The organism is Nitrobacter sp. NHB1 (assembly GCF_036964665.1).
Taxonomy (GTDB): domain Bacteria; phylum Pseudomonadota; class Alphaproteobacteria; order Rhizobiales; family Xanthobacteraceae; genus Nitrobacter.
The window spans coordinates 2,424,206-2,448,009 of sequence record NZ_JBAMDA010000001.1; the positions used below are offsets into that span (position 1 = coordinate 2,424,206).

22 protein-coding genes are annotated in these 23,804 nt (G+C 63.9%); 12 read left to right on the forward strand and 10 right to left on the reverse strand.

Annotated elements, in window-relative coordinates:
* Window positions 1-8: 8 nt before the first annotated feature.
* On the reverse strand, window positions 9-602 hold the full coding sequence (gene grpE / locus V4R08_RS11295) for a nucleotide exchange factor GrpE (protein WP_335579441.1): 594 nt from the start codon (window positions 600-602) through the stop codon (window positions 9-11).
* A gap of 101 nt (window positions 603-703) precedes the next feature.
* Window positions 704-1,792: a heat-inducible transcriptional repressor HrcA gene (gene hrcA / locus V4R08_RS11300; RefSeq protein WP_335579442.1), complete on the reverse strand. Its 1,089-nt coding sequence runs from the start codon at window positions 1,790-1,792 to the stop codon at window positions 704-706.
* Between the two features lie 178 nt (window positions 1,793-1,970).
* Here hrcA and rph point away from each other — a divergent pair, with 178 nt between their 5' ends.
* From rph to hemW, 3 genes are all read left to right on the forward strand, one after another.
* The gene (gene rph / locus V4R08_RS11305; RefSeq protein WP_335579443.1) at window positions 1,971-2,684 is read left to right on the forward strand and encodes a ribonuclease PH; all 714 of its coding nucleotides are present in this window, start codon (window positions 1,971-1,973) and stop codon (window positions 2,682-2,684) included.
* Between the two features lie 109 nt (window positions 2,685-2,793).
* Window positions 2,794-3,435 carry an RdgB/HAM1 family non-canonical purine NTP pyrophosphatase gene (gene rdgB, locus V4R08_RS11310; RefSeq protein WP_335580252.1) on the forward strand — a complete coding sequence of 214 codons (642 nt, stop codon included), beginning with the start codon at window positions 2,794-2,796 and terminating at the stop codon, window positions 3,433-3,435.
* A complete protein-coding gene (hemW, locus tag V4R08_RS11315) occupies window positions 3,422-4,582 on the forward strand; it encodes a radical SAM family heme chaperone HemW (protein WP_335579444.1) in 1,161 nt (386 codons plus the stop codon). The genes rdgB and hemW overlap by 14 nt, the downstream gene beginning before the upstream one ends.
* 126 nt (window positions 4,583-4,708) lie before the next feature.
* Here hemW and V4R08_RS11320 read toward each other — a convergent pair whose 3' ends face one another.
* Window positions 4,709-5,905, reverse strand: coding sequence for a penicillin-binding protein activator (locus V4R08_RS11320; protein ID WP_335579445.1), 1,197 nt, complete (start codon window positions 5,903-5,905; stop codon window positions 4,709-4,711).
* A gap of 319 nt (window positions 5,906-6,224) precedes the next feature.
* Between V4R08_RS11320 and rsmI the strand changes: the two genes are divergently transcribed.
* The 5 genes from rsmI to V4R08_RS11345 all read left to right on the forward strand — a co-directional run bounded on the left by rsmI (window position 6,225) and on the right by V4R08_RS11345 (window position 12,814).
* Window positions 6,225-7,169: a 16S rRNA (cytidine(1402)-2'-O)-methyltransferase gene (gene rsmI, locus V4R08_RS11325; protein WP_335579446.1), complete on the forward strand. Its 945-nt coding sequence runs from the start codon at window positions 6,225-6,227 to the stop codon at window positions 7,167-7,169.
* The gene (locus tag V4R08_RS11330; protein ID WP_335579447.1) at window positions 7,166-7,573 is read left to right on the forward strand and encodes a YraN family protein; all 408 of its coding nucleotides are present in this window, start codon (window positions 7,166-7,168) and stop codon (window positions 7,571-7,573) included. The genes rsmI and V4R08_RS11330 overlap by 4 nt, the downstream gene beginning before the upstream one ends.
* Window positions 7,574-7,622: 49 nt before the next feature.
* Entirely contained in the window at window positions 7,623-8,564 is a 942-nt protein-coding gene (gene gshB, locus V4R08_RS11335) for a glutathione synthase (protein WP_335579448.1), read from the forward strand.
* Window positions 8,565-8,663: 99 nt separating this feature from the next.
* Window positions 8,664-10,202: a YifB family Mg chelatase-like AAA ATPase gene (locus V4R08_RS11340; RefSeq protein WP_335579449.1), complete on the forward strand. Its 1,539-nt coding sequence runs from the start codon at window positions 8,664-8,666 to the stop codon at window positions 10,200-10,202.
* A 356-nt stretch (window positions 10,203-10,558) separates the two neighbouring features.
* Complete coding sequence (locus V4R08_RS11345) at window positions 10,559-12,814, forward strand: response regulator (protein ID WP_335579450.1); 2,256 nt, start codon at window positions 10,559-10,561, stop codon at window positions 12,812-12,814.
* Window positions 12,815-12,837: 23 nt separating this feature from the next.
* Here the strand turns inward: V4R08_RS11345 and coaA are convergent, their stop codons facing one another.
* The 7 genes from coaA to hisB form a co-directional block, all read right to left on the reverse strand.
* Complete coding sequence (gene coaA / locus V4R08_RS11350; protein WP_335579451.1) at window positions 12,838-13,794, reverse strand: type I pantothenate kinase; 957 nt, start codon at window positions 13,792-13,794, stop codon at window positions 12,838-12,840.
* A gap of 14 nt (window positions 13,795-13,808) precedes the next feature.
* Window positions 13,809-14,132 carry a phosphoribosyl-ATP diphosphatase gene (locus V4R08_RS11355; protein WP_335579452.1) on the reverse strand — a complete coding sequence of 108 codons (324 nt, stop codon included), beginning with the start codon at window positions 14,130-14,132 and terminating at the stop codon, window positions 13,809-13,811.
* 78 nt (window positions 14,133-14,210) lie between these two features.
* Window positions 14,211-14,987, reverse strand: coding sequence for an imidazole glycerol phosphate synthase subunit HisF (hisF, locus tag V4R08_RS11360; RefSeq protein ID WP_335579453.1), 777 nt, complete (start codon window positions 14,985-14,987; stop codon window positions 14,211-14,213).
* A 14-nt stretch (window positions 14,988-15,001) separates the two neighbouring features.
* A complete protein-coding gene (gene hisA, locus V4R08_RS11365) occupies window positions 15,002-15,751 on the reverse strand; it encodes a 1-(5-phosphoribosyl)-5-[(5-phosphoribosylamino)methylideneamino]imidazole-4-carboxamide isomerase (protein WP_335579454.1) in 750 nt (249 codons plus the stop codon).
* Window positions 15,739-16,389, reverse strand: coding sequence for an imidazole glycerol phosphate synthase subunit HisH (gene hisH, locus V4R08_RS11370; RefSeq protein ID WP_335579455.1), 651 nt, complete (start codon window positions 16,387-16,389; stop codon window positions 15,739-15,741). Before hisH ends, hisA begins: the two co-directional genes overlap by 13 nt.
* Window positions 16,386-16,910, reverse strand: coding sequence for a DUF2628 domain-containing protein (locus V4R08_RS11375; RefSeq protein ID WP_335579456.1), 525 nt, complete (start codon window positions 16,908-16,910; stop codon window positions 16,386-16,388). Before V4R08_RS11375 ends, hisH begins: the two co-directional genes overlap by 4 nt.
* A gap of 26 nt (window positions 16,911-16,936) precedes the next feature.
* Entirely contained in the window at window positions 16,937-17,530 is a 594-nt protein-coding gene (gene hisB, locus V4R08_RS11380) for an imidazoleglycerol-phosphate dehydratase HisB (RefSeq protein WP_335579457.1), read from the reverse strand.
* A gap of 270 nt (window positions 17,531-17,800) precedes the next feature.
* Between hisB and hslV the strand changes: the two genes are divergently transcribed.
* The 4 genes from hslV (at window position 17,801) to V4R08_RS11400 (ending at window position 23,701) form a co-directional block, all read left to right on the forward strand.
* The gene (gene hslV / locus V4R08_RS11385; RefSeq protein ID WP_335579458.1) at window positions 17,801-18,355 is read left to right on the forward strand and encodes an ATP-dependent protease subunit HslV; all 555 of its coding nucleotides are present in this window, start codon (window positions 17,801-17,803) and stop codon (window positions 18,353-18,355) included.
* 81 nt (window positions 18,356-18,436) lie between these two features.
* A complete protein-coding gene (hslU, locus tag V4R08_RS11390) occupies window positions 18,437-19,738 on the forward strand; it encodes an ATP-dependent protease ATPase subunit HslU (RefSeq protein ID WP_335580253.1) in 1,302 nt (433 codons plus the stop codon).
* A 207-nt stretch (window positions 19,739-19,945) separates the two neighbouring features.
* Window positions 19,946-21,217, forward strand: a complete 1,272-nt coding sequence (locus V4R08_RS11395; RefSeq protein ID WP_335579459.1) for an aminotransferase class I/II-fold pyridoxal phosphate-dependent enzyme — start codon at window positions 19,946-19,948, stop codon at window positions 21,215-21,217.
* 12 nt (window positions 21,218-21,229) lie between these two features.
* Window positions 21,230-23,701 carry a DNA translocase FtsK gene (locus V4R08_RS11400; RefSeq protein WP_335579460.1) on the forward strand — a complete coding sequence of 824 codons (2,472 nt, stop codon included), beginning with the start codon at window positions 21,230-21,232 and terminating at the stop codon, window positions 23,699-23,701.
* Window positions 23,702-23,804: the final 103 nt, after the last annotated feature.

The window sequence follows — 23,804 nt, forward strand, 5'->3', positions numbered from 1 at the left end:
AGCTGATTCTATTCGGACGCGGCCGCCTTGGCTCCGCCCTTCGCAACACCCACAAGCGCCGGACGCAGCACCCGCTCGCCGATCGTGTAGCCGGCCTGAATGACCTGCGCGATCGTGCCGACGGGGACTGAGGGATCTGGAATCTCGTACATTGCCTGATGGACGTTCGGATCGAACTTTTCGCCGGCCGGATCGAACTTCTTCACACCGTGTTTTTCCAGTGCATTGTGCAGCGAGCGTTCGGTCAGCTCCACGCCCTCGATCAGGGCTTTGAGTCCGGGGTCGGCCGCCGCGCGCGCCTCGGCGGGCACCGCATCCAGCGCGCGTTGCAGATTGTCGGCAATATCCAGCACGTCGCGTGCGAACCCCGAGATGCCGTAGGTTCGCGCGTCCGACACCTCCCGCGCGGTGCGCTTGCGCAGGTTTTCCATCTCCGCCAACGTGCGCAGCATCCGGTCCTTCGCCTCCGCGAGTTCCTTGGCCAGCGCGTCCAGCGCCCCTTCCTCGGGATCGTCGGGCATGATGTAAGGCTTGGATACCACCGGCTCGGCCTCCGGGACCGGATCGCCGGAATTGTCTGTTTTGCCGTCGGAATCGGTCATTACGCAGCCTTCTTGCAAATAGTCTCGAACTGAAAGGGATGGTTGTGCGGGATATCGTGGTTCAGGCGTAAAAATCAAGCGCCGCGGGCGGCGGGTCCGGCTCAGCCGCCGAGCATCTGGCTGACAATGCGGGCCGCGTAATCCACCATGGGGATCACGCGCGCGTAGTTCAGCCGGGTCAGTCCTATCACGCCGAGAACGCCGACGATATGGCCGGCGCCGTCGCTGTAGGGCGCGATGATCGTCGAGGACCCGGACAGCGAGAACAGCTTGTTTTCCGAACCGATGAAGATGCGGACGCCGTCGGCGCGTTCGGCGCGGCCGAGCAAGTCGATCACGCCGCGTTTGGTTTCGAGGTCGTCGAACAGCAGCCGCACCCGCTCGAGGTCGTCCAGCGCGTGCAGGTCCTCCAGCAGATTGGCGTGGCCGCGCACGATCAATTGCCGATCGTCGCTGTCGCCGCCCGACCAGCTCGCAATCCCGGCCGCGATGACCTTCTGGGTGAGCTGATCGAGTTCCGCCTTGCTTTGCGCCAGCGCGGTCTCGAGCTCGAGGCGCGCCTCGGCGAGCGTCCGCCCACGGATTCGCGCATTCAGGAAATTCGACGCTTCGATCAGCGCCGATGCCGGGACGCCGGACGGAAGCGACAACACGCGGTTCTCGACCTGTCCGTCTTCGGCGACGAGCACCACCAGCGCCTTCTCCGGCTCCAGCCTGACAAATTCGATATGCTTCAAGCGCACGTTGGATTTCGCCGTCAGAACCACCGCCGCGGCCCGGGTCAATCCCGACAGCCGTGTCAAGGCTTCGCCCAGCGCGGCCTCGACCGATTGCGCCTTGCCGACCGATGCGAGCTGGGTCTGGATCGACTGGCGCTCCGGCTCGGTCAGGTCGCCGACCTGCATCAAGGCATCGACAAAGAACCGCAGGCCGAGTTCGGTCGGCAAGCGCCCGGCGGAGGTATGCGGCGCATAAATCAGCCCGAGCTGCTCGAGGTCCGACATCACATTGCGGACCGACGCCGGCGAGAGCGGCATCGTGATCAGGCGGGAAATGTTGCGCGAGCCCACGGGCTCGCCCGTCGCAAGATAGCTCTCGACGATCTGACGAAAAATGTCGCGCGATCGCTCGTTCAGCTGGGCAAGCCCGGCGTTCGGTGCAATCAGACCAATCGGATCGTGATGGGCCAACGATATCTCCTGCGCATACTGGTTGCGCCTGACAACCGGGTCTAACTTGTCTCTCCGGCGCACCGGTTACAAGCAGGCTTTGCGGCAATCGCTGTTGCCGGCCCTTGCCGGTGCGGCTCCCCGCCCCTAAAAGCACCGCAAGACGACGATTTTTCATGAAATAGCTGGAGGGTTTCCCATGCGGCCAAGCCGCCGTGCACCCGATGAACTGCGCGCCGTGTCGCTGGAGCGCGGCGTCGTCAAATACGCCGAGGGTTCCTGCATGGTGAAATTCGGCGATACCCACGTGCTGGTGACCGCGACCCTGGAGGAACGGCTGCCGCCGTGGCTCAAGGGCCAGGGCCGCGGCTGGGTCACGGCCGAATACGGAATGCTGCCGCGCGCCACGCTGGAGCGGACCCGGCGCGAGGCCTCCACCGGCAAGCAGGGCGGTCGCACCGTCGAAATCCAGCGCCTGATCGGCCGCTCGTTGCGCGCCGCAGTCGACCTCGAGGCGCTTGGCGAGCGCCAGATCACGGTGGATTGCGATGTGATTCAGGCCGACGGCGGCACCCGCACCGCGTCGATCACCGGCGCTTGGGTCGCGCTGGCCGACTGCATCGGCTGGATGAAGGCCCGCAATATGATCAAGACCAGCGTGCTTCGCGATAACGTCGCGGCGGTCTCATGCGGCATCTACAACGGCACGCCCGTCCTCGATCTGGATTATGCGGAGGACTCCGAGGCGGACACCGACGCCAATTTCGTCATGACCGGCGACGGACGCATCATCGAGGTGCAGGGAACCGCGGAGAAGACGCCATTCTCGCAGGATGAATTTCTCGCGTTGATGGCGCTCGCGAAAAAAGGTGTCGCGCGGCTGGTGGATTTGCAGAAAATGGCGGTGGCGTGATCTACAAAATGCGGTCATGCCCGGCCTTGTGCCGGATATCCACGCCTTGCTTTTTGAATAAGACGTGGATGGCCGGGACGAGCCCGGCCATGACGGGTTATAAATGTCCATGACTCAGCATCGTCGAATCGCTGGCAAGCTGGTGATCGCCACCCACAATCCCGGCAAGCTCGCCGAGATGCGCGAGTTGCTCGCGCCATACGGCATCGAGGCCGTCTCCGCAGGCGAACTCGGGCTCGGCGAGCCTGCGGAAACCGGCGACGATTTCCGCGCCAATGCCCGGATCAAGGCCGCCGCCGCGGCCCGGAGCGCAAACCTTCCAGCCTTTGCCGATGATTCCGGTCTGGTCGTCGATGCGCTCGACGGCGCGCCGGGCATCTACTCCGCGCGCTGGGCCGGCAAACCTGCGGATTTTTCCGCAGCGATGACCAGGATCGAGCGGCTGTTGCAGGAGCGCGGCGCGACGACTGCGGAGCAGCGCAAGGCTCACTTCGTCTCGGCACTGTGCGTTGCCTGGCCGGACGGCCATCTCGAGGAAGTCGAAGCCCGTGTGCACGGCACGCTGGTCTGGCCGCCGCGTGGCACGGCCGGATTTGGCTATGATCCTGCGTTCCAGCCGGACGGGCACACACGCACCTTCGGCGAGATGACCGGCATGGAGAAGCACGGGCTTCCACCTCGCGGCCTCGGTCTGTCGCATCGCGCCCGCGCGTTCGTGAAGTTGGCGGAGGTTGCTCTTGATCGGCGCTGACTCCAATCCCGCTTTCGGCGTCTACGTGCATTGGCCGTTTTGCCTGTCGAAATGCCCGTATTGCGATTTCAACAGTCATGTGCGCCACGCGCCGATCGATGAAGAGCGCTTTGTTCGCGCCTTCACGCGCGAGATCGAGACCACCGCCGCGCGCTCGCCCGGCCGCGACGTGTCCTCGGTCTTCTTCGGTGGCGGTACGCCGTCATTGATGCAGCCGCAGACCGTCGACGCCATCCTCGAAGCGATCGGGAAGCATTGGCGCGTCGCCGATAACGCCGAGATCACGCTGGAAGCCAATCCGACCAGCGTCGAGGCCACCCGGTTCCGCGGCTATCGCGCGGCGGGCGTCAATCGCGTCTCGCTCGGCGTGCAGGCGCTCGACGACGCTTCGCTAAAAGCACTTGGACGCCTGCACACCGCGCGCGAGGCGCTGGATGCGGTCGCGATCGCGCGCTCGATTTTCGATCGCTATTCCTTCGATCTGATCTACGCGCGCCCCGACCAGACGCCGGCGATATGGACCGAGGAATTGCAGCGCGCGATCTCGGAAGCCGCGGAGCATCTGTCGCTCTATCAATTGACCATCGAACAGGGTACGCCGTTTTTCGGCCTGCACGCGGCCGGCAAGCTCAAGACACCCGATGAGGCAACCGCGCGCGCTTTGTATGATGTCACGCAGGAGATCTGCGCGCGTCATGGCTTGCCCGCCTACGAGATTTCGAATCACGCGCGGCCCGACGCGGAATGCCGGCACAACCTGGTTTACTGGCGCGGCCAGGAATATGCAGGCATTGGCCCCGGGGCGCACGGACGTCTCGACATCGACGGCGACAGGCACGCCATCGCCACCGAAAAGCGGCCCGAGGCCTGGCTCATGCGGGTCGAGGCGAGCGGTGACGGGATCGTCGCCGACGATCTCCTGAACAGCGAAGAGCGCGCCGACGAATTCCTGCTGATGGGACTGCGCTTGCGCGAGGGCATCGATCCGCAGCGCTATGCGGCGCTGTCCGGCCGCCCGCTTGATCCGCAGCGAATCGCAATCCTGCGCGAGGAAGGCGCGATCACGATCAGCCCCGATGGCCGCTTGCGGGTCACGCAGGATGGCTTTCCCGTCCTCGACGCCGTGGTGGCCGATCTCGCCGCTTGATTTAAGCAAGCGTCATTGCGAACTCGCGACAAATTGGCACTTGCCAATTTTGCGCGTGAAGCGAAGCAAAGAAGCACCAAAGCGAAGAACGGATTGCTTCGTCATGACCGGGACGACGGTCCGAGGTTAGGCTTCGAAACTCTTTGGCGAGCCCGCGACCGGCTGGCCACCGCTAGATGCGACGCGCATGACGGCGAGACCGCGCTGATTGGTGCCGTCGGAACGGAATCGAAACAACCCGTCGATGCCGGCGAAGCCCGACGGATTGGTTAGCGTCTCCGCCGCGAAGCGTTGCGCACCCTGGGTTCGCGCAAGGGCCGCCACCAGCGCGACGGCGTCATAGGCAAGGGTCGCCGTACGCACCGGCTCGCCGCCGAATTTGGCGCGGTAGCGGCCTGCGAAGCTGCGGAAGCCGGACGGGTCGGGAGCGGCATAGAGACCGCCTTGCAGCGCCGCGCTGGCGAATACGCGAGGATTGTCCCACAGACCCGTTCCAAGAAGCTGGACATTGCGCAGATTGGCGCCCGCCGCCGTGAGCGCTCCGGCAACAGAGACCACCGCATCGCCGTCATCGGCGATGAGCAGCGCATCGGCTGAACGAAGCGACTGCGCCACCTTCCGCGCCGCGCCGGCACGATCGGCGCCATATTTCTCAAATGCGACGATACGCCCGCCGCGTCGGCCGACCGTCTGCTTGAAGGCGGCCTCGACGACATTGCCATAAGCGTTTTCGGGCACCATGGCGGCGAACGAGCGTTTTCCCGTGCTCACGGCATATTCGACGATCCGGTTCACGTCCGATTCAGGGAGAAAGCTCAGAAGATAGACGCCCCGGCCCGCAACGCTTGAATCGGTCGAGAACGCGATCACCGAAGTGCCGCGGGTCCGGGCCGCCTGGGCGACCGCCGGCACCGACGCTGCGAATAACGGACCGAGAATGATTTCGGCGCCTTCATCGAGGGCCTGTTGCGCTCCCTGCTGCGCGCCTTGCGCAGAGCCGGCGTCGTCCTTGATCAGCAGTTGAACGTTCGGATTCTGAAACTCCGACAGTGCCATTTCAGCCGCATTCTTCATCGACTGCGCCGCAATGCTCGCATTGCCCGCAGCCGACAGCGGGAGAATCAGCCCGACCTTGACCTGGCCCGTTCCGATGGTAACGGCCTGCTGAGCCGGTCCGGACGGCGCCGGCTGCGTGGGAGAACCGGTCAGCGTTTGCTGGATGCCCGAGCAGGCACCGAGCAAGGGCGCGCCAATGACAAAACCCAACGCCGCTCGACGGGTCGCGCCCGGGCGCTCAGGTTTCGGTTTGAACGGGTCCGTCATTCTTATCCTTACCATGGACCCATCCGGATGGGTCCGAGCGCAATCTCCGGAGAGAATCAAGCATAGCGCTGGCCAATAGTTAACCAAACAAAAGGGGCGTGTCCGCCTCGACTTTTGCACCGTCCCCATTCTTGGGAGTCACGGAACCAGCCGACGTCGCGTTGCAGAAACACGTAAAACGGGACCCTTTTTACGCAATTCCCCCTTGGCTATCCCGGCTTCGATGAAATCAAAGCCCAGCTCCAACATTTTGTTTGACGCGTTTTCTTGACGCGAACCGGTACCCACTCCACTCGAAAACACTATAGAGTATCGCGGTATGCGCGCAAAATCCGCCTCTCTGAAATCGGACGCCGAAACTCCCGGCATCCGGACCTTTTCCATCGCGGGTCATCAACTGGCTGCCCCCAAGGCTGCACCGGGTCTTCATCTGGTGGCTACGCCGATCGGCAATCTCGGCGACATCACCTTGCGCGCACTGGAGACACTCGCCGGTGTCGACATCATTGCCTGCGAGGACACCCGGATCACCCGCCGCCTGACCGAACGCTTCTCGATCACGGGCGTGCTCAAGCCTTACCACGACCATAACGCTGCGACGGCCCGGCCCAAAATCCTGGAGCAACTGGCTCAGGGCGCCTCCATCGCGCTGGTCTCCGATGCCGGAACGCCTTTGATTTCCGATCCCGGCTTCAAGCTGGTGCGCGAGGTTTGCGCCGCCGGTCATCAGGTGATCGCGCTGCCGGGGCCGTCTTCCGTGCTGGCCGCGCTTGCGGTAGCCGCGCTGCCGACGGACCGGTTCTTCTTCGAGGGATTCCTGCCGGCAAAAGAGGCCGCGCGCCGCACGCGCCTTGCCGAACTCGCGCGAATCGATGCGACGCTGGTCGTGTTCGAGTCCGGCAGTCGCATCCGGAATTCCTTGCACGATCTCACGGCCATCCTCGGAAATCGCGACGCCGCGATCTGCCGCGAACTGACGAAGCTGCACGAGGATATCCACCGCGCGACCCTTGCGGAGTTCGCGCAAACCGCCGCCACACTGGAAACGCGGGGCGAGTTCGTGCTGGTGGTCGGACCTCCCCCGGCAGATGCAGGCATGATGTCATCCGACGATCTGGACGATCTGCTGCTGGCCTCGCTGAAGGAAAGCAGCGTAAAGGACAGCGTCGCTCGCGCGGTCGAAATCTCGGGCCGCCCGCGACGCGAAGTCTATGCCCGCGCGCTTGAGCTCGCCGGACAAAATCGGGCGAGGTCCGACAAATGACAGCGGGTAAGCAAGCCCCCCGGGGAGGCGCAGGGGCAGCGGCGCCCGAGCGCGTCGCAGCCTTCCGCACCGGTCTTTCGGCAGAAAGCCGCGCCGCCGCCTATCTGATCGCTAAAGGCTACCGGATTCTGGCGCGCCGGTTTCGTACCCCTCACGGCGAGATCGATATCGTGGCGCGCCGGCGACAGCTTCTCGCCTTCGTCGAAGTCAAGGCCCGCCGCAGCCTCGACGAGGCCGCCTATGCAGTCACGCCCCGGCAGCAGCAACGGATCATCGCCACCGCTCAGGCCTGGCTGATGACGCATCCCGAGCATGCAACGTTCGAGCTTCGTTTCGACGCAATGCTGATTGCGCCGCGACGTCTGCCGCGCCATCTGTCAGGTGCATTCGACGCCAGCACGTAGCGTGAGGCGTTCAGGTGTCTTCGACTGCAATCAACCGGGACCAAGCACGATGAAACTGAAAGTCGCCGTTCAGATGGACCCCATCGCACGCATCAACGTCCGCGGCGATTCGACGTTTGCGTTGTTGCTGGAGGCGCAACGACGCGGCCACGCGGTCTCGTATTATACACCGGACAAGCTATCCCTGCGCGGCAAGGACCTGGTCGCGCCGGCTCAGTCGCTGACCGTGCGCGATCACGACGGCGATCATTTTACGCTCAGTGAAGCAACGCGCGCGTATCTGGAATCCTTTGACGTCGTGTTGTTGCGGCAAGACCCGCCATTCGATCTGGCCTACATCACGACGACCCACCTGCTCGAGCGCATTCATCCCAAGACGCTGGTGGTCAACGACCCGGCGAGCGTGCGCGATGCGCCGGAAAAACTGTTCGTGATGGATTTTCCCGAACTGATGCCGCCGACCCTGATTTCGCGCGATCTCGACGAGATCAGTTCGTTTCGTGCCGAGCACGGCGCGGTCGTGATGAAACCGCTGCATGGCTACGGCGGAGCCGCGGTCTTTCGCGTGATGCCGCAGGACATGAACTTCGGATCGCTGTTCGACATGTTCTCGGTGACGTTTCGCGAGCCGTGGGTGATCCAGCGCTTCCTGCCGGGGGTGAAGCAGGGCGACAAACGCATCATCCTCGTCGACGGCGAATTCGCCGGCGCTGTCAATCGCGTGCCTGCCGCGGACGATCTGCGCTCCAACATGGTCCGCGGCGGCGCCGCACAGGCAACCGATCTGACGCCCCGCGAGCGCGAGATCTGCGAGCGCATCGGTCCGGCGCTGCGCGAGCGCGGGCTGTTGTTTGTCGGCATCGACGTGATCGACGGCAACCTCACCGAGATCAATGTCACCTCTCCCACCGGCATTCGGGCGATCGCCGCCTTCGGGGGTCCGGACGTCGCAGCAAAAATCTGGGACCGGATCGAGGCGAAACGGTCGTAGCGGCTCCCAGCGGATGCAAATCCTGCGATTTGCGTTCTCTTAATGTTCTTGTACTCGGGAGAGTTGTAAGCTAGTTTCGCTATGGCAGAGGGGGCGGCCATGGTTCAGCGGGTATCCACCGTCGCATTTGAGGGCATCGAGGCGCGCGCGGTCGACGTGCAGGTGCAGGTTGCGCCCGGTCTGCCCGCCTTCAACATCGTCGGTCTGCCGGACAAAGCCGTTTCCGAAGCCCGGGAGCGGGTGCGGGCCGCCCTGATCGCTTCAGGTCTTGCGCTGCCGGCCAGACGAATCACCGTCAACCTGGCGCCGGCGGACCTGCCCAAGGAAGGCAGTCACTACGATCTCCCGATCGCGCTCGGCCTGATGGCGGCGATCGGCGCCATTCCCTCCGACGCCTTGTCCGGGTTTTCGGTGCTCGGCGAACTGGGCCTGGACGGCTCGATCGCGGCCGTGGCCGGGGTTCTTCCCGCCGCAATCGGCGCGAATGCGCGCGACCAGGGGCTGATTTGCCCTGCGGCCTGCGGTGCGGAGGCGGCGTGGGCGAGCCCGGACATCCAGATCGTCGCTGCACGTTCGCTGATCCAGATCGCAAATCATTTCAAGGGGACCCAGATTCTTTCCCGGCCGCAGCCCCGGATTCGCGAAACTCAGGGCACCGCTCTCGACCTTCGCGACATCAAGGGACAGGAGAGCGCCAAGCGTGCGCTCGAGATCGCAGCCGCCGGCGGACATCACTTACTGATGATCGGCTCCCCCGGCAGCGGCAAATCGATGCTCGCAGCGCGCCTGCCCTCGATCCTTCCGCCGCTGTCGCCGGCCGAACTGCTGGAAGTGTCGATGATCGCGTCCGTGGCCGGAGAAATCGACGGCGGGGCGCTCACCTCGCGCCGGCCGTTTCGCGCGCCGCATCATTGCGCCAGCATGGCCGCGCTGACGGGCGGCGGCACGCGCGCCAAACCCGGTGAAATCTCGCTGGCGCATAATGGCGTGCTGTTTCTCGACGAATTGCCGGAATTCGATCCGCGGGTGCTGGATTCGCTCCGGCAGCCGCTTGAGAACGGCGAGATCGCGGTCTCTCGCGCCAATCATCGCGTGACCTATCCTGCGCGTTTCATGCTGGTTGCGGCGATGAACCCATGCCGCTGCGGCCACGCCTATGAACCCGGCTATGCCTGCAAGCGCGGCCGCATCGACCGCTGCACAGCAGATTACCAGACACGCATTTCCGGACCCCTCATGGATCGAATCGATCTGCGAATCGAGGTGCCGGCCGTGACGGCTTCGGATCTTATTCTACCGCCCGCCTCGGAAGGATCGTCCGAAGTCGGCGCCCGTGTGGCCGCGGCACGCGACATTCAGGCGGAGCGCTATGCCGCGCTCGGACTCCCGGGTGTCCGTACCAACGCCGAAGCCCCGGCCGCCGCGCTGGAAGACATCGCGCAGCCGGATGCACAGGGGCTGAAGCTGCTCCGCGACGCCGCGGAAAGCATGCGCCTGTCGGCGCGCGGCTATCACCGGGTGCTCCGCGTCGCCCGCACGCTTGCGGACCTCGACGGCGCTGACAAGATCGGCCGGCTGCACCTCGCCGAAGCTCTCTCCTATCGCGCGCTCGCGGACGACATCAAACGCGCCGCCTGATCGCGGTTTGCTTCCGTCCACGAACCGTCGTCAGGTCACCGCAGCGACCCGCCTTGCGACAGCTTCCTGCGAGATCGTCGATAAGATGTCGTTAACCCTGTTCGCATCGGACAGGATTTAGCCGCGACCCTCAAGCACTTCGCAATGTCATCGTCCCATGCTGACGCGGAACAGAAACGTGCGGGCCCTTGCCCGGCGGCTCCCGGCCTCCGGCGAAAAATGGCCGGGCATAATTCTAGAGCGTTTTCGAGCGAAGTGGATACCGGTTCGCGTGAAGAAAACGCGTCAAATCAAAATCATAGAGCCAGCTTCTGATTCCATCAGAAGCGAAAAGGCTCTAATTTGGGGTAGTGATGATGGCGCGATTGTTCCGGATCAGGGCACGGCTGCGCCGGTTGGTCCGACGACATCCCCGCCTGAATCTTGCCTTTCGGACCTTCACGACTTTCTCGATCGCGTTCGGGGGCGCCTACGGCTTCATTTCCGGAAGCAGAAGCGCCGATTACGATCCGAACACCTTCGCAATCGGCGTGAGCTTCCTGTTCGCGCTGGCGTGTGTCGCGTTGGCGATCCTCAGCATGCGGTTGCGCTGGATGCGCAGACAACTTCGCAAGGTCGCACTTCACAATGAAGCGCTCGCGGACCGGAACTGGGAGCTGAAGGAAGCCGAGGAACGAGCGCGCGGCCTCTTCGAATCGCAGGGCGATCTGATCGTCCTGCGCGACGCGGACGGCCTCATCACCTCGGTCAACGATGCCTATTGTGTTCTGGCCCAGCGATCACGGGCGGAGTTGCTCGGCAACACCTTCGCGCTCCCCGTTCTTGAGCAGGGCGAGAGCGCGATTGAAACGAACGGCACGCGCATCCACGATCAGCGCGTCGAAACGGCGCTCGGGCCGCGCTGGATCGCGTGGCGCGAAGGCCTCGTGCGGATCGACGCCAACCATCCGGCGGAACAGCAATGCGTCGGCCGCGATGTCACCAACCGAACCGAGACCGAGCGCGCGCTCGGTGAAGCGCGGGATCACGCGAACGCGGCCAACCGGGCCAAATCGCGTTTTCTGGCGATGACCTCGCACGAGATTCGCACGCCGCTGAACGGCATTATCGGCATGAGTGGATTGTTGCTCGACACCCCGCTCACGCCCGAACAGACGACCTACGTCAAGGCGGTCAAGGCGTCCGGCGACGCACTGCTGTCGCTGATCGAGGAATTGCTCGACTATTCCAAGATCGAGGCCGGCAAGATCGACCTTGAAAGTCGTCCTTTCATCCTGTCCGACCTGATCGAGGACATTACCGAGCTGCTGGCGCCGCGTGCGCAGGCACGGCAGCTTGAAATCGCCGCCTATATCGACGAGAAGCTGCCGATCGAGGTGACCGGAGACGCCGCACGTTTGCGCCAGATCCTGCTCAATCTTGCGGGTAATGCCATCAAGTTCACGCCATCCGGCAGCATTGCGCTGATCGTCGAGCCCGGCATCCGGCCGGAGGACATCCGCTTCATGGTTTACGACACCGGAATCGGCATCGCACCGGACGTGCAGGCGCGGATTTTCCGCGAGTTCGAGCAAGCTGACGAACAAATAGTGCGCAACTACGGCGGCACGGGCCTGGGATTGAGTATCAGCGAGCGCCTCGTCAAACAGATGGGCGGACGCATCACGCTTGAGAGCAAACCGGGTGCCGGTTCGACATTCGAGGTGTCGATACCCCTCCCCGCTCACGACAGCGCACCGGAGCGAAAGCGCTTCTCCGCGCCGGACCTGACAGGGCACCCGATCATGCTGGTGGCCCCTCAAACCATCGAGGCGTCGCTGCTTGCCCGGCGGCTGGAGCGATGGGGCGCCGAGACCCGCACGATATCGGACATCGCTGTTGCCCACGCCCTGCTTCCGGAGCGGTCGTGGCACACCGTACTCGTCGATTATGCCATGGGCGCGGAGAATGTCTGGCGGCTCGGTCAGGCCGCCTGCCAGCACGCAGTGCGGCGGATCGTCATGGTCACGCCGTCGACGCGGCACGACCTTCAGACCCCCGGCGCGGCGGCGTTTACAGGCTTTCTGGTCAAGCCTCTGCGAACTGCGTCGATCGCGGCGCGATTGGCGGCGCCGGCCGACGGCTCGACCGCGCTCCGGGCGACCGAAGGCCGGCGTGATTGCGATACGCTCGAAGAGTCCGAGGCGCCGACCACGGCGCCCACGCAAAGCCTTTCGATCCTCGTGGCGGAGGACAACGAGATCAACGCGTTATTGATACGCTCGCTCCTGACCCGCCTCGGGCATGATGTGATCGTCACCGCAAACGGCGAGGAAGCGCTGGAATCGTGGGTCGCCGCCGAAACCTCGGATGCGCCCTACGATCTCGTTTTGATGGACGTGCAGATGCCTAAACTCGATGGCATAGAAACCGCCAAGAAAATCCGCGAACGGGAAGCCGGCCACCGTGGTCGTCGCACGACCATTCTGGCGCTGACGGCTAACGCGCTGCTTGACGATCGTTCTGCCTGCTTCGAGGCCGGCATGGATGGCTTTCTCGTCAAGCCGCTCGACCGGGACAAGCTGGCTGACGCGCTTGCGAGATTGGCGGCGGGCTGCCACGTCCCGGCCTGAGGCAACAGCGCAAAAAGGAATCTCTAAAGCCGCCTTAGCGCGACCTGCTCGACGACATGGTCGGCGCCCTTCTTGAGGATCAGGGTCGCACGCGGCCGCGTCGGCAGGATGTTGTCCTCGAGATTCGCGCGGTTGGTGCGTTCCCAGATTGCGATGGCCGTTGCGGTCGCCTCCTCGTCCGACAGCAGCGCGTAGCGGTGAAAGTAGGACCGCGGGTCGTGGAAGGCCGTGTCCCGCAGGGCGAGGAACCGCTTCACGTACCAGTCCCGCAGCACCGGTTCTCCAGCATCGAGATAGACCGAGAAGTCGAAGAAGTCGGATACGACCGGAACGGCCCTGCCGTCGCGCGGCAACCGGCCGGTCTGCAGGACATTGACGCCTTCCACGATCAAAATATCGGGCTGACTGACCTCGATCCAGCTCTTGGGCACGATGTCATAGGTCAGATGCGAGTAAACCGGCGCGCGCACCGGGGTGCGGCCCGCCTTGATGTCGCTGAGAAACTTCAGCAACACCGGCAGATTGTAACTCTCCGGAAAACCTTTTTTCTGCATCAGGCCTTGTCGTTCAAGCACCGCGTTCGGAAACAGAAAGCCGTCGGTGGTGATGAGATCGACTTTGGGGCCTGGAGACCATCGTGCAAGCAGCGCCTGCAGCACGCGGGCCGTGGTCGATTTTCCGACCGCGACCGATCCGGCCACGCCGATGATGTACGGCATCTTGCGATCATGGATGCCGAGAAACCGGCGCTGGGCGACAAAGAGCCGCTGCATCGACGCCACATAGATCGAGAGCAGCCTGGACAAAGGCAGATAAATTTCTTCGACCTCCGTGAGATCGAGGCGGTCATGCATCGACCGCAATGCCGCGATTTCGTCCGCAGCCAGCGTCATCGGCATGTCGTCGCGTAACTTCGCCCACTCGGAACGGGAGAAAATCCGGTACGGATTATATTGTTGCTGTTCGGCTCGCAAATCCATCAAGCTCGCCCCGGCTACTCGCGATTGCGTGCGGCTTTCTCTTCGATTCCCGACATCGTCGTGCGCTGCGCCAGGGCATCTTCGACATCCTCGAATGTCACACCCCGGGCCTTCAGCAGCACAAGGAAGTGAAACATCAGATCGGCACCCTCGGCGATCAGATGATGCCGGTCATTCTCGATCGCCGCGATCACCGTCTCGACGGCTTCCTCGCCAAACTTCTTGGCGCAATGCCCGGGGCCCTTGTCGAGCAGCTTTCGGGTGTAGGACGCATCGCCGCCGGATGCAGCCCGAGCATCGATGGTGGCGGCAAGATCATGGATCGTGAAACGCGGCATGCTACTACTCGTCTGCGCACTGGCAGCGCCTGGAAATGCGATAATCCGGATGCTTAGCACCTCTCCGATCAGGAGTCGTCAGGGATCGAGCCGCATCGGCAGCCCGGCGCGGGCCATATGGTCCTTGGCCTGGCGGATGGAAAATTCTCCGAAATGAAAGATCGATGCGGCAAGAACCGCCGTGGCATGGCCTTCGCGAATCCCGTCGACCAGATGATCGAGATTGCCGACACCGCCGGACGCGATCACAGGCACGGAAACGCTGTCGGCCACAAGCCGGGTCAGCGGCAGATCAAAACCCTGGCGGGTGCCGTCGCGGTCCATCGAGGTCAGCAGGATCTCGCCGGCGCCGAGCGATACCACCTCCTGGGCATAGTCGATCGCATCGATGCCGGTGGATTTGCGGCCGCCATGGGTGAAGATTTCCCAGCGGTCCGAGCCGCCGGCCTTCGACACCCGCTTGGCGTCGATCGCGACCACGATGCACTGGTCGCCGAACTTTTCCGCGGCCTCTTTGACGAACTCGCGCCGGCTGACCGCTGCGCTGTTGATCGAGACCTTGTCCGCACCGGAGCGTAGCAAGGTGCGGATGTCATCGATGGTGCGGACGCCGCCGCCCACGGTCAGCGGCATGAAGCAGGCTTCCGCCGTGCGCCGGACCACATCGAGCATGATGCCGCGATTTTCATGCGTCGCGGTGATGTCGAGAAAGGTGAGTTCGTCGGCGCCGGCAGCATCGTATGCGACCGCCGCTTCCACCGGGTCGCCGGCATCGCGCAAGTCCACGAAGTTGACGCCCTTGACGACCCGGCCATCCTTTACATCAAGACAGGGTATGACACGGACTTTGAACATCGCGTCCCGATACCTCAGGCCGCAGCACGCGCAGCGCGGATCAGCGCCAGCGCTTCAGCCGGATCGAGCCGACCGTCATAGAGCGCCCGCCCCGCAATGGCGCCGGCGAGCTTCTTCGCGCGCGGCGCGAGCAGCGCTCTCACATCCGCGATGGAAGCGAAGCCACCGGACGCAATCACCGGAATTGAAATGCTGTCGGCGAGCGCAATGGTGGCGTCGAGGTTCAGCCCCTTCAGCAAGCCGTCGCGGGCGATGTCGGTGAAGATGATCGCCGCGATGCCGGCGTCCTCGAACCGTCGCGCGATGTCGAGCGCGGTCACTTCCGATGTCTCGGCCCAGCCCTCGACCGCGACCTTGCCGTCACGCGCATCGAGACCGACCGCCACACGTCCCGGAAATGCCCTGGCAGCTTCCTTGACCAGAACGGGATCGTGCACCGCCGCGGTGCCGATGATGACCCGTGTGATGCCTTTCTTGAGCCATGCCTCGACGGTCTTCAGGTCTCGAATGCCGCCGCCAAGCTGCACCGGCATCGCGACGCTTTTCAGCATCCGCTCGACCGCGTCCGCATTAACCGGTTTGCCGGCAAAGGCGCCGTCAAGATCGACCACATGGAGATACTCGAAGCCTTGCGACGCGAAGGCGCGCGCCTGTTCCGCGGGGTCGAGATTGAACACAGTCGCGCGCGCCATGTCGCCCTGCTCGAGGCGAACGCACTGACCGTTCTTGAGATCGATGGCGGGAAAAAGAATCACGGCTTCCACTTCAGGAAATTGGCGATCAGCGCCAGCCCGAACCGCTGGCTCTTCTCCGGGTGAAACTGGGTGCCGATCGCGGTATCCTTACCGACAATAGCCGTCACCGGACCACCGTAGTCGGCACGCGCGAGCACATCGCTCTCGTTGGCGGCGTTCAGGTGATAGGAATGCACGAAGTAGGCGTGACGGCCTTTCGGTCCCAGCGGGAGGCCTTCAAGCACCGGATGCTCCCGCACCGGATCGAGCGTATTCCAGCCCATGTGTGGAATCTTCAGGCTCTCGTCGCGCGGCGAAATTTTTTCGACGTCACCCGCGATCCAGTTGAGTCCGCCGGTCGTGACGTGCTCCCTGCCCCGCGTCGCCATCAGCTGCATCCCGACGCAAATGCCCAAGAACGGGCGCGCCTTGTCGCGTACGACCTCCGTCAGGGCCTGGACCATGCCATCGAGCGCATCGAGTCCCCTGCGGCAATCGGCGAACGCGCCGACGCCGGGCAGCACCACGCGATCGGCCCGGAACACCACGTCGGGATCGCGGGTCACGACGATCTTTTCCAGACTTTCCATGCCGCGCGCCGCGCACTCAAACGCCTTCGCGGCCGAATGAAGATTGCCGGAGCCATAGTCGATGATCGCAGCGCTCACCGCGGAAACCGGGGTTGCGGGAATAGGCCGACGATGTCGCTACGCGGCATTGACGGCGGGAATGGCTGGCCCGGTCCGTTACGGGTCGGCGGCGGCGCGCCGCGATCGACGGTTGACGGATCGAAGTTCACACCTCGCATCGACGTCCAGCGATCGAAAAAACGCCGCTCGGCGGCCTCTTCGTCGTCCGCGACAACGACATCGAGCTGACGCCACTTGCGCCGCGACAGCGTCCAGCGCCGTAAGCTCGCCGCTTCCAGTCCCATCAACACGGCGATGACTGCCATCACCGCAAAGCGTGTCCCCCCGCTGGCGCGCAGCAGCGTCAGCACGACTTCCAGCGCGATCGACAGGACCACATATCCAGTGAACGCCAGCCAAAGCCGTTGATAAAGGAGCCACACCGGACCGAACACAAAAGCCCAAAACGAAAAGCCATCGCGAACGAACACGAATTTGTCCGTGGTGCCGCGCACGTCCGTCCCGTCGACCGGTGGCGCATGGACTGTATAGACCGACATTGCACTCTCCGCCGACAACAGCACGGTCAGCCGCCGAGCTGACCCTTCGTTGATGGCACTTCGCCCGCAGCGCGCGGATCGATCGCCACCGCTACACGAAGCGCCCGCGCCAGACCCTTGAAGCAGGATTCGGCGATATGATGGCTGTTCTCGCCATATAGGGTCTCAACGTGCAAAGTCACACCCGCATTGACCGCAAAGGCATTGAACCATTCCCGCACCAGCTCCGTGTCGAATTCACCTATCTTGTCGCGTGGGAATTCGACCTTGAACACGAGCATCGGGCGCCCCGAAATGTCGATCACGACACGGGACAGCGTCTCGTCCATGGGCATATCGGCGCTGGCATAGCGGGTGATGCCGGCCATCGTGCCGAGCGCCTGCTTCACCGCCTGGCCCAGCGCGATGCCGACGTCTTCCGTGGTGTGGTGATAATCGACATGGAGGTCGCCGTCGGCCTTGACCGTGATGTCGATGCGCGAATGGCGGGCAAGCAGATCCAGCATGTGGTCAAAAAAGCCGATACCGGTCGCAATGCTGGACACACCGGAGCCATCGAGGTCCACCGCGACCTCGATGTCGGTTTCCTTGGTTTTGCGCTTGATGGTCGCCGTACGCATGAAAAAGGGCTCTCCACGTCGCGCATGATCCGCCAAAGTGTGAGCGGTTCGGCGATAAGATCATGCGCCATTCAACGATCCGGAGCGCAGTCTGAGCGCGCTCTGGTAAAACCGGGCTCTTTTAACAGGCTCACGTCCCCTTCGCTACTGCGGGATAATGCATTTTGCCGGTGTTCTTCGGACTATGGTGACCGGAATGCGCGTAAATCGAACGCCGATTGCAACGCCGCGCCGCAACGCCTAAATCTGGCGGATCATGAAGGGGTTCAGATGCAAGCATCACAGCCGGAGGTGTGGCACGGCACCACGATCCTGACCGTCCGCAAGGGCGGCAAGGTCGTCATTGGCGGAGACGGCCAGGTCTCGATCGGACAGACCGTCATCAAATCCAACGCGAAGAAGGTCCGGAAGCTTGGAAAAGGCGACGTCATCGGCGGGTTCGCCGGCGCCACCGCCGATGCCTTCACCCTGTTCGAGCGGCTGGAGAGCAAGCTCGAGCAGTATCCCGGCCAGCTCACCCGCGCCGCGGTCGAACTCGCCAAGGACTGGCGCACCGACCGCTATCTGCGGCGGCTCGAAGCCATGATGCTCGTCGCAGACAAGGATGTGTCGCTGGTCCTGACCGGCACCGGAGACGTTCTGGAGCCGGAGGCCGGCGTGATGGCGATCGGATCGGGGGGAAACTACGCGCTTTCCGCCGCGCGGGCCTTGATCGATTCCGACAACGATGCGGAAACGATTGTCCGCCGTTCGCTCGATATCGCCGCCGACATCTGCGTTTATACCAACCGAAACCTGACGATCGAGACGTTGTCCACGGATTGAGCGATGCCGGACTGTGCATTCCGCTCGCACGCGAACGACCGATTGCTTGTTCCCACCACGATTCAACATATCTTCGAGATCATGATGCACTTCTCTCCTCGCGAAATCGTTTCCGAACTCGACCGCTTCATCGTCGGCCAGACCGACGCCAAGCGCGCCGTCTCCATCGCCTTGCGCAATCGCTGGCGGCGCCAGCAGTTGACCGGACCGATGCGCGAGGAAGTGCTGCCGAAAAACATTCTGATGATCGGCCCGACCGGCGTCGGCAAGACCGAGATCGCACGACGGCTGGCAAAGCTTGCCAACGCGCCCTTCATCAAGGTTGAGGCCACGAAGTTCACCGAAGTCGGATACGTCGGACGCGACGTCGAGCAAATCGTCCGCGATCTGGTGGAGGTCGCGATCGGCCAGACCCGCGAGCGCAAGCGCAAGGACGTTCAGGCGCGCGCGCAGCTTGCCGCGGAGGAGCGCGTTCTCGATGCCCTGGTCGGCGCCAATGCGAGCGCCGCAACGCGCGATTCCTTTCGCAGGAAGCTGCGGGCCGGCGAACTCAATGACAAGGAAATCGAGATCGAGACGCAATCGTCCGGCGGCGCGCCTATGTTCGAGATTCCGGGCATGCCCGGGGCGCAGGTCGGCGCGATCTCGATCGGCGATATTTTCGGAAAGATGGGCGGACGAACCAAGACCCGCCGGCTGACCGTCGAAGACTCCTACGAGATTCTGGTCAACGAGGAATCCGACAAGCTGCTCGACAGCGATCAGCTCACGCAGGAAGCGATCGCCGCCGTCGAGAACGACGGCATCGTGTTTCTCGACGAGATCGACAAGATCTGCGTGCGTGACGGCCGCAGCGGCGGCGACGTGTCGCGCGAAGGCGTGCAGCGCGACCTGCTGCCGCTGATCGAGGGAACGACGGTCTCCACCAAACACGGTGCGGTGAAGACCGACCATATCCTGTTCATCGCGTCAGGGGCGTTTCACATTGCCAAGCCGTCGGATTTGCTGCCCGAGTTGCAGGGCCGGCTGCCGATCCGCGTCGAACTGGAAGCACTCACGCGCAACGACATGCGGCGCATCCTGACCGAACCCGAGGCCTCGCTCATCAAGCAGTACGTTGCATTGATGCAGACCGAGGGCGTCACACTCGACTTCACTAACGATGCCATCGATGCGCTGGCGGATATCGCGGTCGCGGTGAATTCGACGGTCGAAAACATCGGTGCGCGACGGCTACAGACCGTCATGGAACGCGTGCTCGACGATATTTCGTTCGCTGCCCCTGACCGCAACGGCGAAACGGTTCGCATCGACGCCGGATATGTCCAGAAGCACATTGGCGATCTGGCCAAGAATGCCGATCTGAGCCGGTTCATTCTTTGAGAGCGTGACTGAACACCTGGAGCGCTCACCGTTCTGATTCCATTAGACTAGAGCCATTTTGGATAGATAACCAGAGCAAATCGAGAAAACACGCTCTCCCACCGATGGTTAATCGCGTCTTAACCTCGCCGTACCTATGCTGCTCATCCGTCTTTCGTCCGGCCTCAAGGTGTGGCCGAACGTCTTGAAAGTGTTGACGCTTAACCGATGGCAACCACCGCTTCATCGCGCGCGGCGCAAGGCACCGCCGGCCCGACTGAGTTCGCCGCCAGCCCGGCCGAGTCCGCCGCCAGCTGGGCCGCGTCGACGACGGCGTGCGAGCGGTCGCCATTCGCGCGGACAGCGGAGCTGCTCGCACCCTACCAGCCGGGACAGTCTCCGATCACGCTGTCGGTGGGCGAGCCGCAACACCCCCCGCCCGATTTCGTCGCTCCGATATTATCCCAACATATCAATGAGTTCAGACGGTACCCGATGGCGAGGGGGATCGAGCCGTTCCGCCGCACTGCTGCGAACTGGTTATCGAGGCGCTTCGACCTGCCCCGCGCGGTCGATCCCGACACCGAGATTCTGGTGCTGAACGGCAGCCGCGAGGGGCTGTTTCTCGCCGCGATCGCCGCCGTCCGCTACGTGGCGACCCGCAAGGGCACGCCGGCCATTCTGGTGCCGAATCCATTTTACCCGGCCTATGGCGCCGGCGCCCGCGCCGCCCATTGCGAGACGATCTTCCTGCCGACGACGCGCGCCAACGGATTTTTGCCCGACCTCGATGCGCTCGATGAGAGCACGCTGGCGCGGACGGTCGCGATCTATCTCGCCTCCCCCGCCAACCCGCAAGGAGCGGTGGCCTCATCCGACTACTTCACGCGCCTGATCGCGCTGGCGCGCCGCCACAGTTTCCTCGTGCTCTCGGACGAATGCTATTCGGAAATCTACACGCGGGACGCGCCCGGCAGCGCGCTGGAGTGCGCAGGGCCCGACTTCGCGGGCGTCGTCGCGTTCCAGTCGCTGTCGAAGCGCTCGAACCTGCCGGGCCTCCGGGTCGGCTTCGCCGCCGGCGATCGAAACTTCCTCGCCGCGTTTCATGAATTGCGCAACGTCGCGGCCCCCCAGGTGCCGGTGCCGCTGCAGCATGTCGCCGTGGCGGCTTATGGCGACGAGGCGCATGTCGAGGAAAACCGCCGGCTCTATCGGCTCAAGTTCGATCTCGCCGATGAGATCCTCGGCCGTCGCTACGGCTATGCGAGGCCCGCCGGCGGCTTCTGCGTCTGGCTGGATGTCTCCGCCCATGGCGGCGACGAGGCCGCGGCCGTCAGGCTCTACAAGGAGGCCGGCGTGCGCGTCGTGCCCGGAAGCTATCTGGCGCGTCCGCAAGCCGACGGCTTAAATCCCGGCGCAGGATACATCCGTCTGGCGCTGGTGCCGGACACTGAAACCACAGCCGATGCGTTGCACCGGCTGGTGAAAACTCTCGGTTAGTCGCGGGGCCCCATGAGCATGGCAGCGATCGAACGCCTTCTTCCCATCGTCGATCATTTACCGCCGTCGATCCGCGACCCGCTCGCGCGTCGCTTGCGCGAACTGACCGGGCTCGGCCTGATCGGATTGTCCGGCTCTGCGGCGGCCGCGCTGATGACGTGGTCGGTGCAGGATCCGAGCCTCAGCCACGCCACCTCGCGCGCGATCCACAACGTCCTCGGCTATCCCGGTGCGATCGGCGCCGATCTGTTGATGCAGATTCTCGGCCTCGGCGCGATCATGCTGATCCTGCCGATGGCGATCTGGGGCTGGCGCATGCTGACCCATCGCCCCTTCGATCGCGAGGCCACCCGTCTCGCCTGCTGGATTCTCTGCACCAGTGCTGCCGCCGGTTTCGCCAGTTGCTGGCCGCACAACGGTGCATGGCCGCTGCCGACGGGGCTGGGCGGCGTGGTCGGCGATGCGCTGGTGCGGGCGCCTGCAATTCTGTTCGGCCCGGCGAGCGTGCTGCAGCGTATCGCGTTCGGCGCGATTTTCCTGGCGGTCATGGCCGCGACCTTCCTTTGGGCCGGCGGAATGGGGTCGCAGCCTCGCGACGAGTCCGCCGGGATCGACGACGACGACGCGCCGTTCGATGACGGCAGCGACCGCGCTTCGGTCTCGCTCGGCTGGGTGGTTCACGCGCTGATGAGCGCGAAGGCGCGGTTCAAGCGCCTCAGGCTCGGGGCGCTTGTTGCGCTGGCCTACAAGTCGTTGGTGTCGAGCGCGCCGCGGAAAACGGCAGCGCTGGCGTTCGAGCGTCAGGAACCGAGCCTCGGTGGCGGGCCAACCGCTCCGTCCCTGGTGCCGGCCCACGGCAACATCGACGACGAGGATGCGGAGGACGACGAGGAGGAGGAGGACGATGCGCCGGTCGTCCGCGCGCCGCGCCGCAAGGCCGCGCCGCGCGCGCCCGCAAAAAAATCCGGCAAGTTCGATCTTCCGTCGGTGAACGTCCTGTCCGCGCCGCGCGCCGCCGACCGCCAGCCGCTCAGCAAGTCTGAGCTGGAAGCCAATTCGCGCGCGCTCGAAGGCGTGCTTGGCGACTTCGGCGTACGTGGCGAAATCGTGAAAGCCAATCCGGGGCCGGTCGTCACGCTGTATGAACTGGAGCCCGCGCCCGGCATCAAGTCGTCACGCGTCATCGGCCTCGCCGACGACATCGCCCGTTCCATGAGCGCGCTGTCGGCGCGCGTCGCGGTGGTCGCCGGCCGCAACGCCATCGGCATCGAACTGCCGAATGCGCATCGCGAAAAGGTCTACTTACGCGAATTGCTCACCGCGAAGGAGGCGAGCGAGACCGTCGCCAAGCTGCCGCTGTGCCTCGGCAAGAATATCGGCGGCGAATCCATCATCGTCGACCTTGCGCGGATGCCGCATCTTCTGATCGCCGGCACCACGGGCTCGGGCAAATCGGTCGCGATCAACACCATGATCCTCAGCCTGCTGTACCGGCTGCGGCCCGATCAATGCCGTCTCATCATGGTCGATCCGAAAATGCTCGAACTCTCGGTCTATGACGGCATCCCGCATTTGCTGACGCCGGTCGTGACCGATCCGAAGAAGGCGGTCGTGGCGCTGAAGTGGGCCGTGCGCGAGATGGAAGAGCGCTACAAGAAAATGTCCAAGCTCGGCGTGCGCAACATCGACGGCTACAACCAGCGCCTCGTCGAATCCAGGGGCAAGGGCGAAGAGCTGACACGCACGGTGCACACCGGCTTCGACAAGGAAACCGGCAAGGCGATTTATGAGGAAGAGAAACTCGACTTCGAGCCGCTGCCCTATATCGTCATCATCGTGGATGAAATGGCGGACCTGATGATGGTCGCGGGCAAGGACATTGAGGGCGCGGTGCAGCGGCTGGCGCAGATGGCGCGCGCCGCCGGCCTGCACGTCATCCTCGCGACGCAGCGCCCGTCGGTCGACGTCATCACCGGCACCATCAAGGCCAACTTCCCGACCCGCATTTCCTTCCAGGTCACATCGAAAATCGACAGCCGCACCATTCTTGGCGAAATGGGCGCGGAGCAACTGCTCGGCCAGGGCGACATGCTCTACATGGCGGGCGGCGGCCGCATCTCGCGCGTCCACGGACCTTTCGTGTCGGACGAGGAGGTCGAGAAGGTGGTTCGCCACCTCAAGACCCAGGGCGCCCCCGAATATCTCGAGGCGGTCACGGCAGACGAGCCGACCGACGAGGACGGCGCGGTGTTCGACGGCACGAGCATGGGCAGCGACGGCGGCGGCGATCTGTTCTCGCAGGCGGTGGCGATCGTGAAGCGCGACCGCAAAGCCTCGACCAGCTACATCCAGCGTCGCCTCCAGATCGGATACAATCGCGCCGCCTCGCTGATGGAGCGCATGGAACTCGAAGGCATCGTCGGGCAGCCCAATCACGCAGGAAAGCGCGAAATCCTGATCGAGGAAGAAGAAAGCCACTTCTGACCCATGACCGGAACGATGGGGGCTCCCGCTTCGGAGTCGCGAAATCGCCACAGCGCCGCGCTAGCGCGTATTCCGCAAAAGTGGAAACCGGTTTTGCGATCAG

Bases quoted from the DNA above. Each gene is read 5' to 3' on its own strand.
- grpE (WP_335579441.1), bottom strand. From the start codon at position 602: ATGACCGATTCCGACGGCAAAACAGACAATTCCGGCGATCCGGTCCCG.
- rph (WP_335579443.1), top strand. From the start codon at position 1,971: ATGCGGCCAAGCCGCCGTGCACCCGATGAACTGCGCGCCGTGTCGCTG.
- rdgB (WP_335580252.1), top strand. From the start codon at position 2,794: ATGACTCAGCATCGTCGAATCGCTGGCAAGCTGGTGATCGCCACCCAC.
- V4R08_RS11320 (WP_335579445.1), bottom strand. From the start codon at position 5,905: ATGACGGACCCGTTCAAACCGAAACCTGAGCGCCCGGGCGCGACCCGT.
- rsmI (WP_335579446.1), top strand. From the start codon at position 6,225: ATGCGCGCAAAATCCGCCTCTCTGAAATCGGACGCCGAAACTCCCGGC.
- V4R08_RS11330 (WP_335579447.1), top strand. From the start codon at position 7,166: ATGACAGCGGGTAAGCAAGCCCCCCGGGGAGGCGCAGGGGCAGCGGCG.
- gshB (WP_335579448.1), top strand. From the start codon at position 7,623: ATGAAACTGAAAGTCGCCGTTCAGATGGACCCCATCGCACGCATCAAC.
- V4R08_RS11340 (WP_335579449.1), top strand. From the start codon at position 8,664: ATGGTTCAGCGGGTATCCACCGTCGCATTTGAGGGCATCGAGGCGCGC.
- V4R08_RS11345 (WP_335579450.1), top strand. From the start codon at position 10,559: ATGGCGCGATTGTTCCGGATCAGGGCACGGCTGCGCCGGTTGGTCCGA.
- coaA (WP_335579451.1), bottom strand. From the start codon at position 13,794: ATGGATTTGCGAGCCGAACAGCAACAATATAATCCGTACCGGATTTTC.
- V4R08_RS11355 (WP_335579452.1), bottom strand. From the start codon at position 14,132: ATGCCGCGTTTCACGATCCATGATCTTGCCGCCACCATCGATGCTCGG.
- hisF (WP_335579453.1), bottom strand. From the start codon at position 14,987: ATGTTCAAAGTCCGTGTCATACCCTGTCTTGATGTAAAGGATGGCCGG.
- V4R08_RS11375 (WP_335579456.1), bottom strand. From the start codon at position 16,910: ATGTCGGTCTATACAGTCCATGCGCCACCGGTCGACGGGACGGACGTG.
- hisB (WP_335579457.1), bottom strand. From the start codon at position 17,530: ATGCGTACGGCGACCATCAAGCGCAAAACCAAGGAAACCGACATCGAG.
- hslV (WP_335579458.1), top strand. From the start codon at position 17,801: ATGCAAGCATCACAGCCGGAGGTGTGGCACGGCACCACGATCCTGACC.
- hslU (WP_335580253.1), top strand. From the start codon at position 18,437: ATGATGCACTTCTCTCCTCGCGAAATCGTTTCCGAACTCGACCGCTTC.
- V4R08_RS11395 (WP_335579459.1), top strand. From the start codon at position 19,946: ATGGCAACCACCGCTTCATCGCGCGCGGCGCAAGGCACCGCCGGCCCG.
- V4R08_RS11400 (WP_335579460.1), top strand. From the start codon at position 21,230: ATGAGCATGGCAGCGATCGAACGCCTTCTTCCCATCGTCGATCATTTA.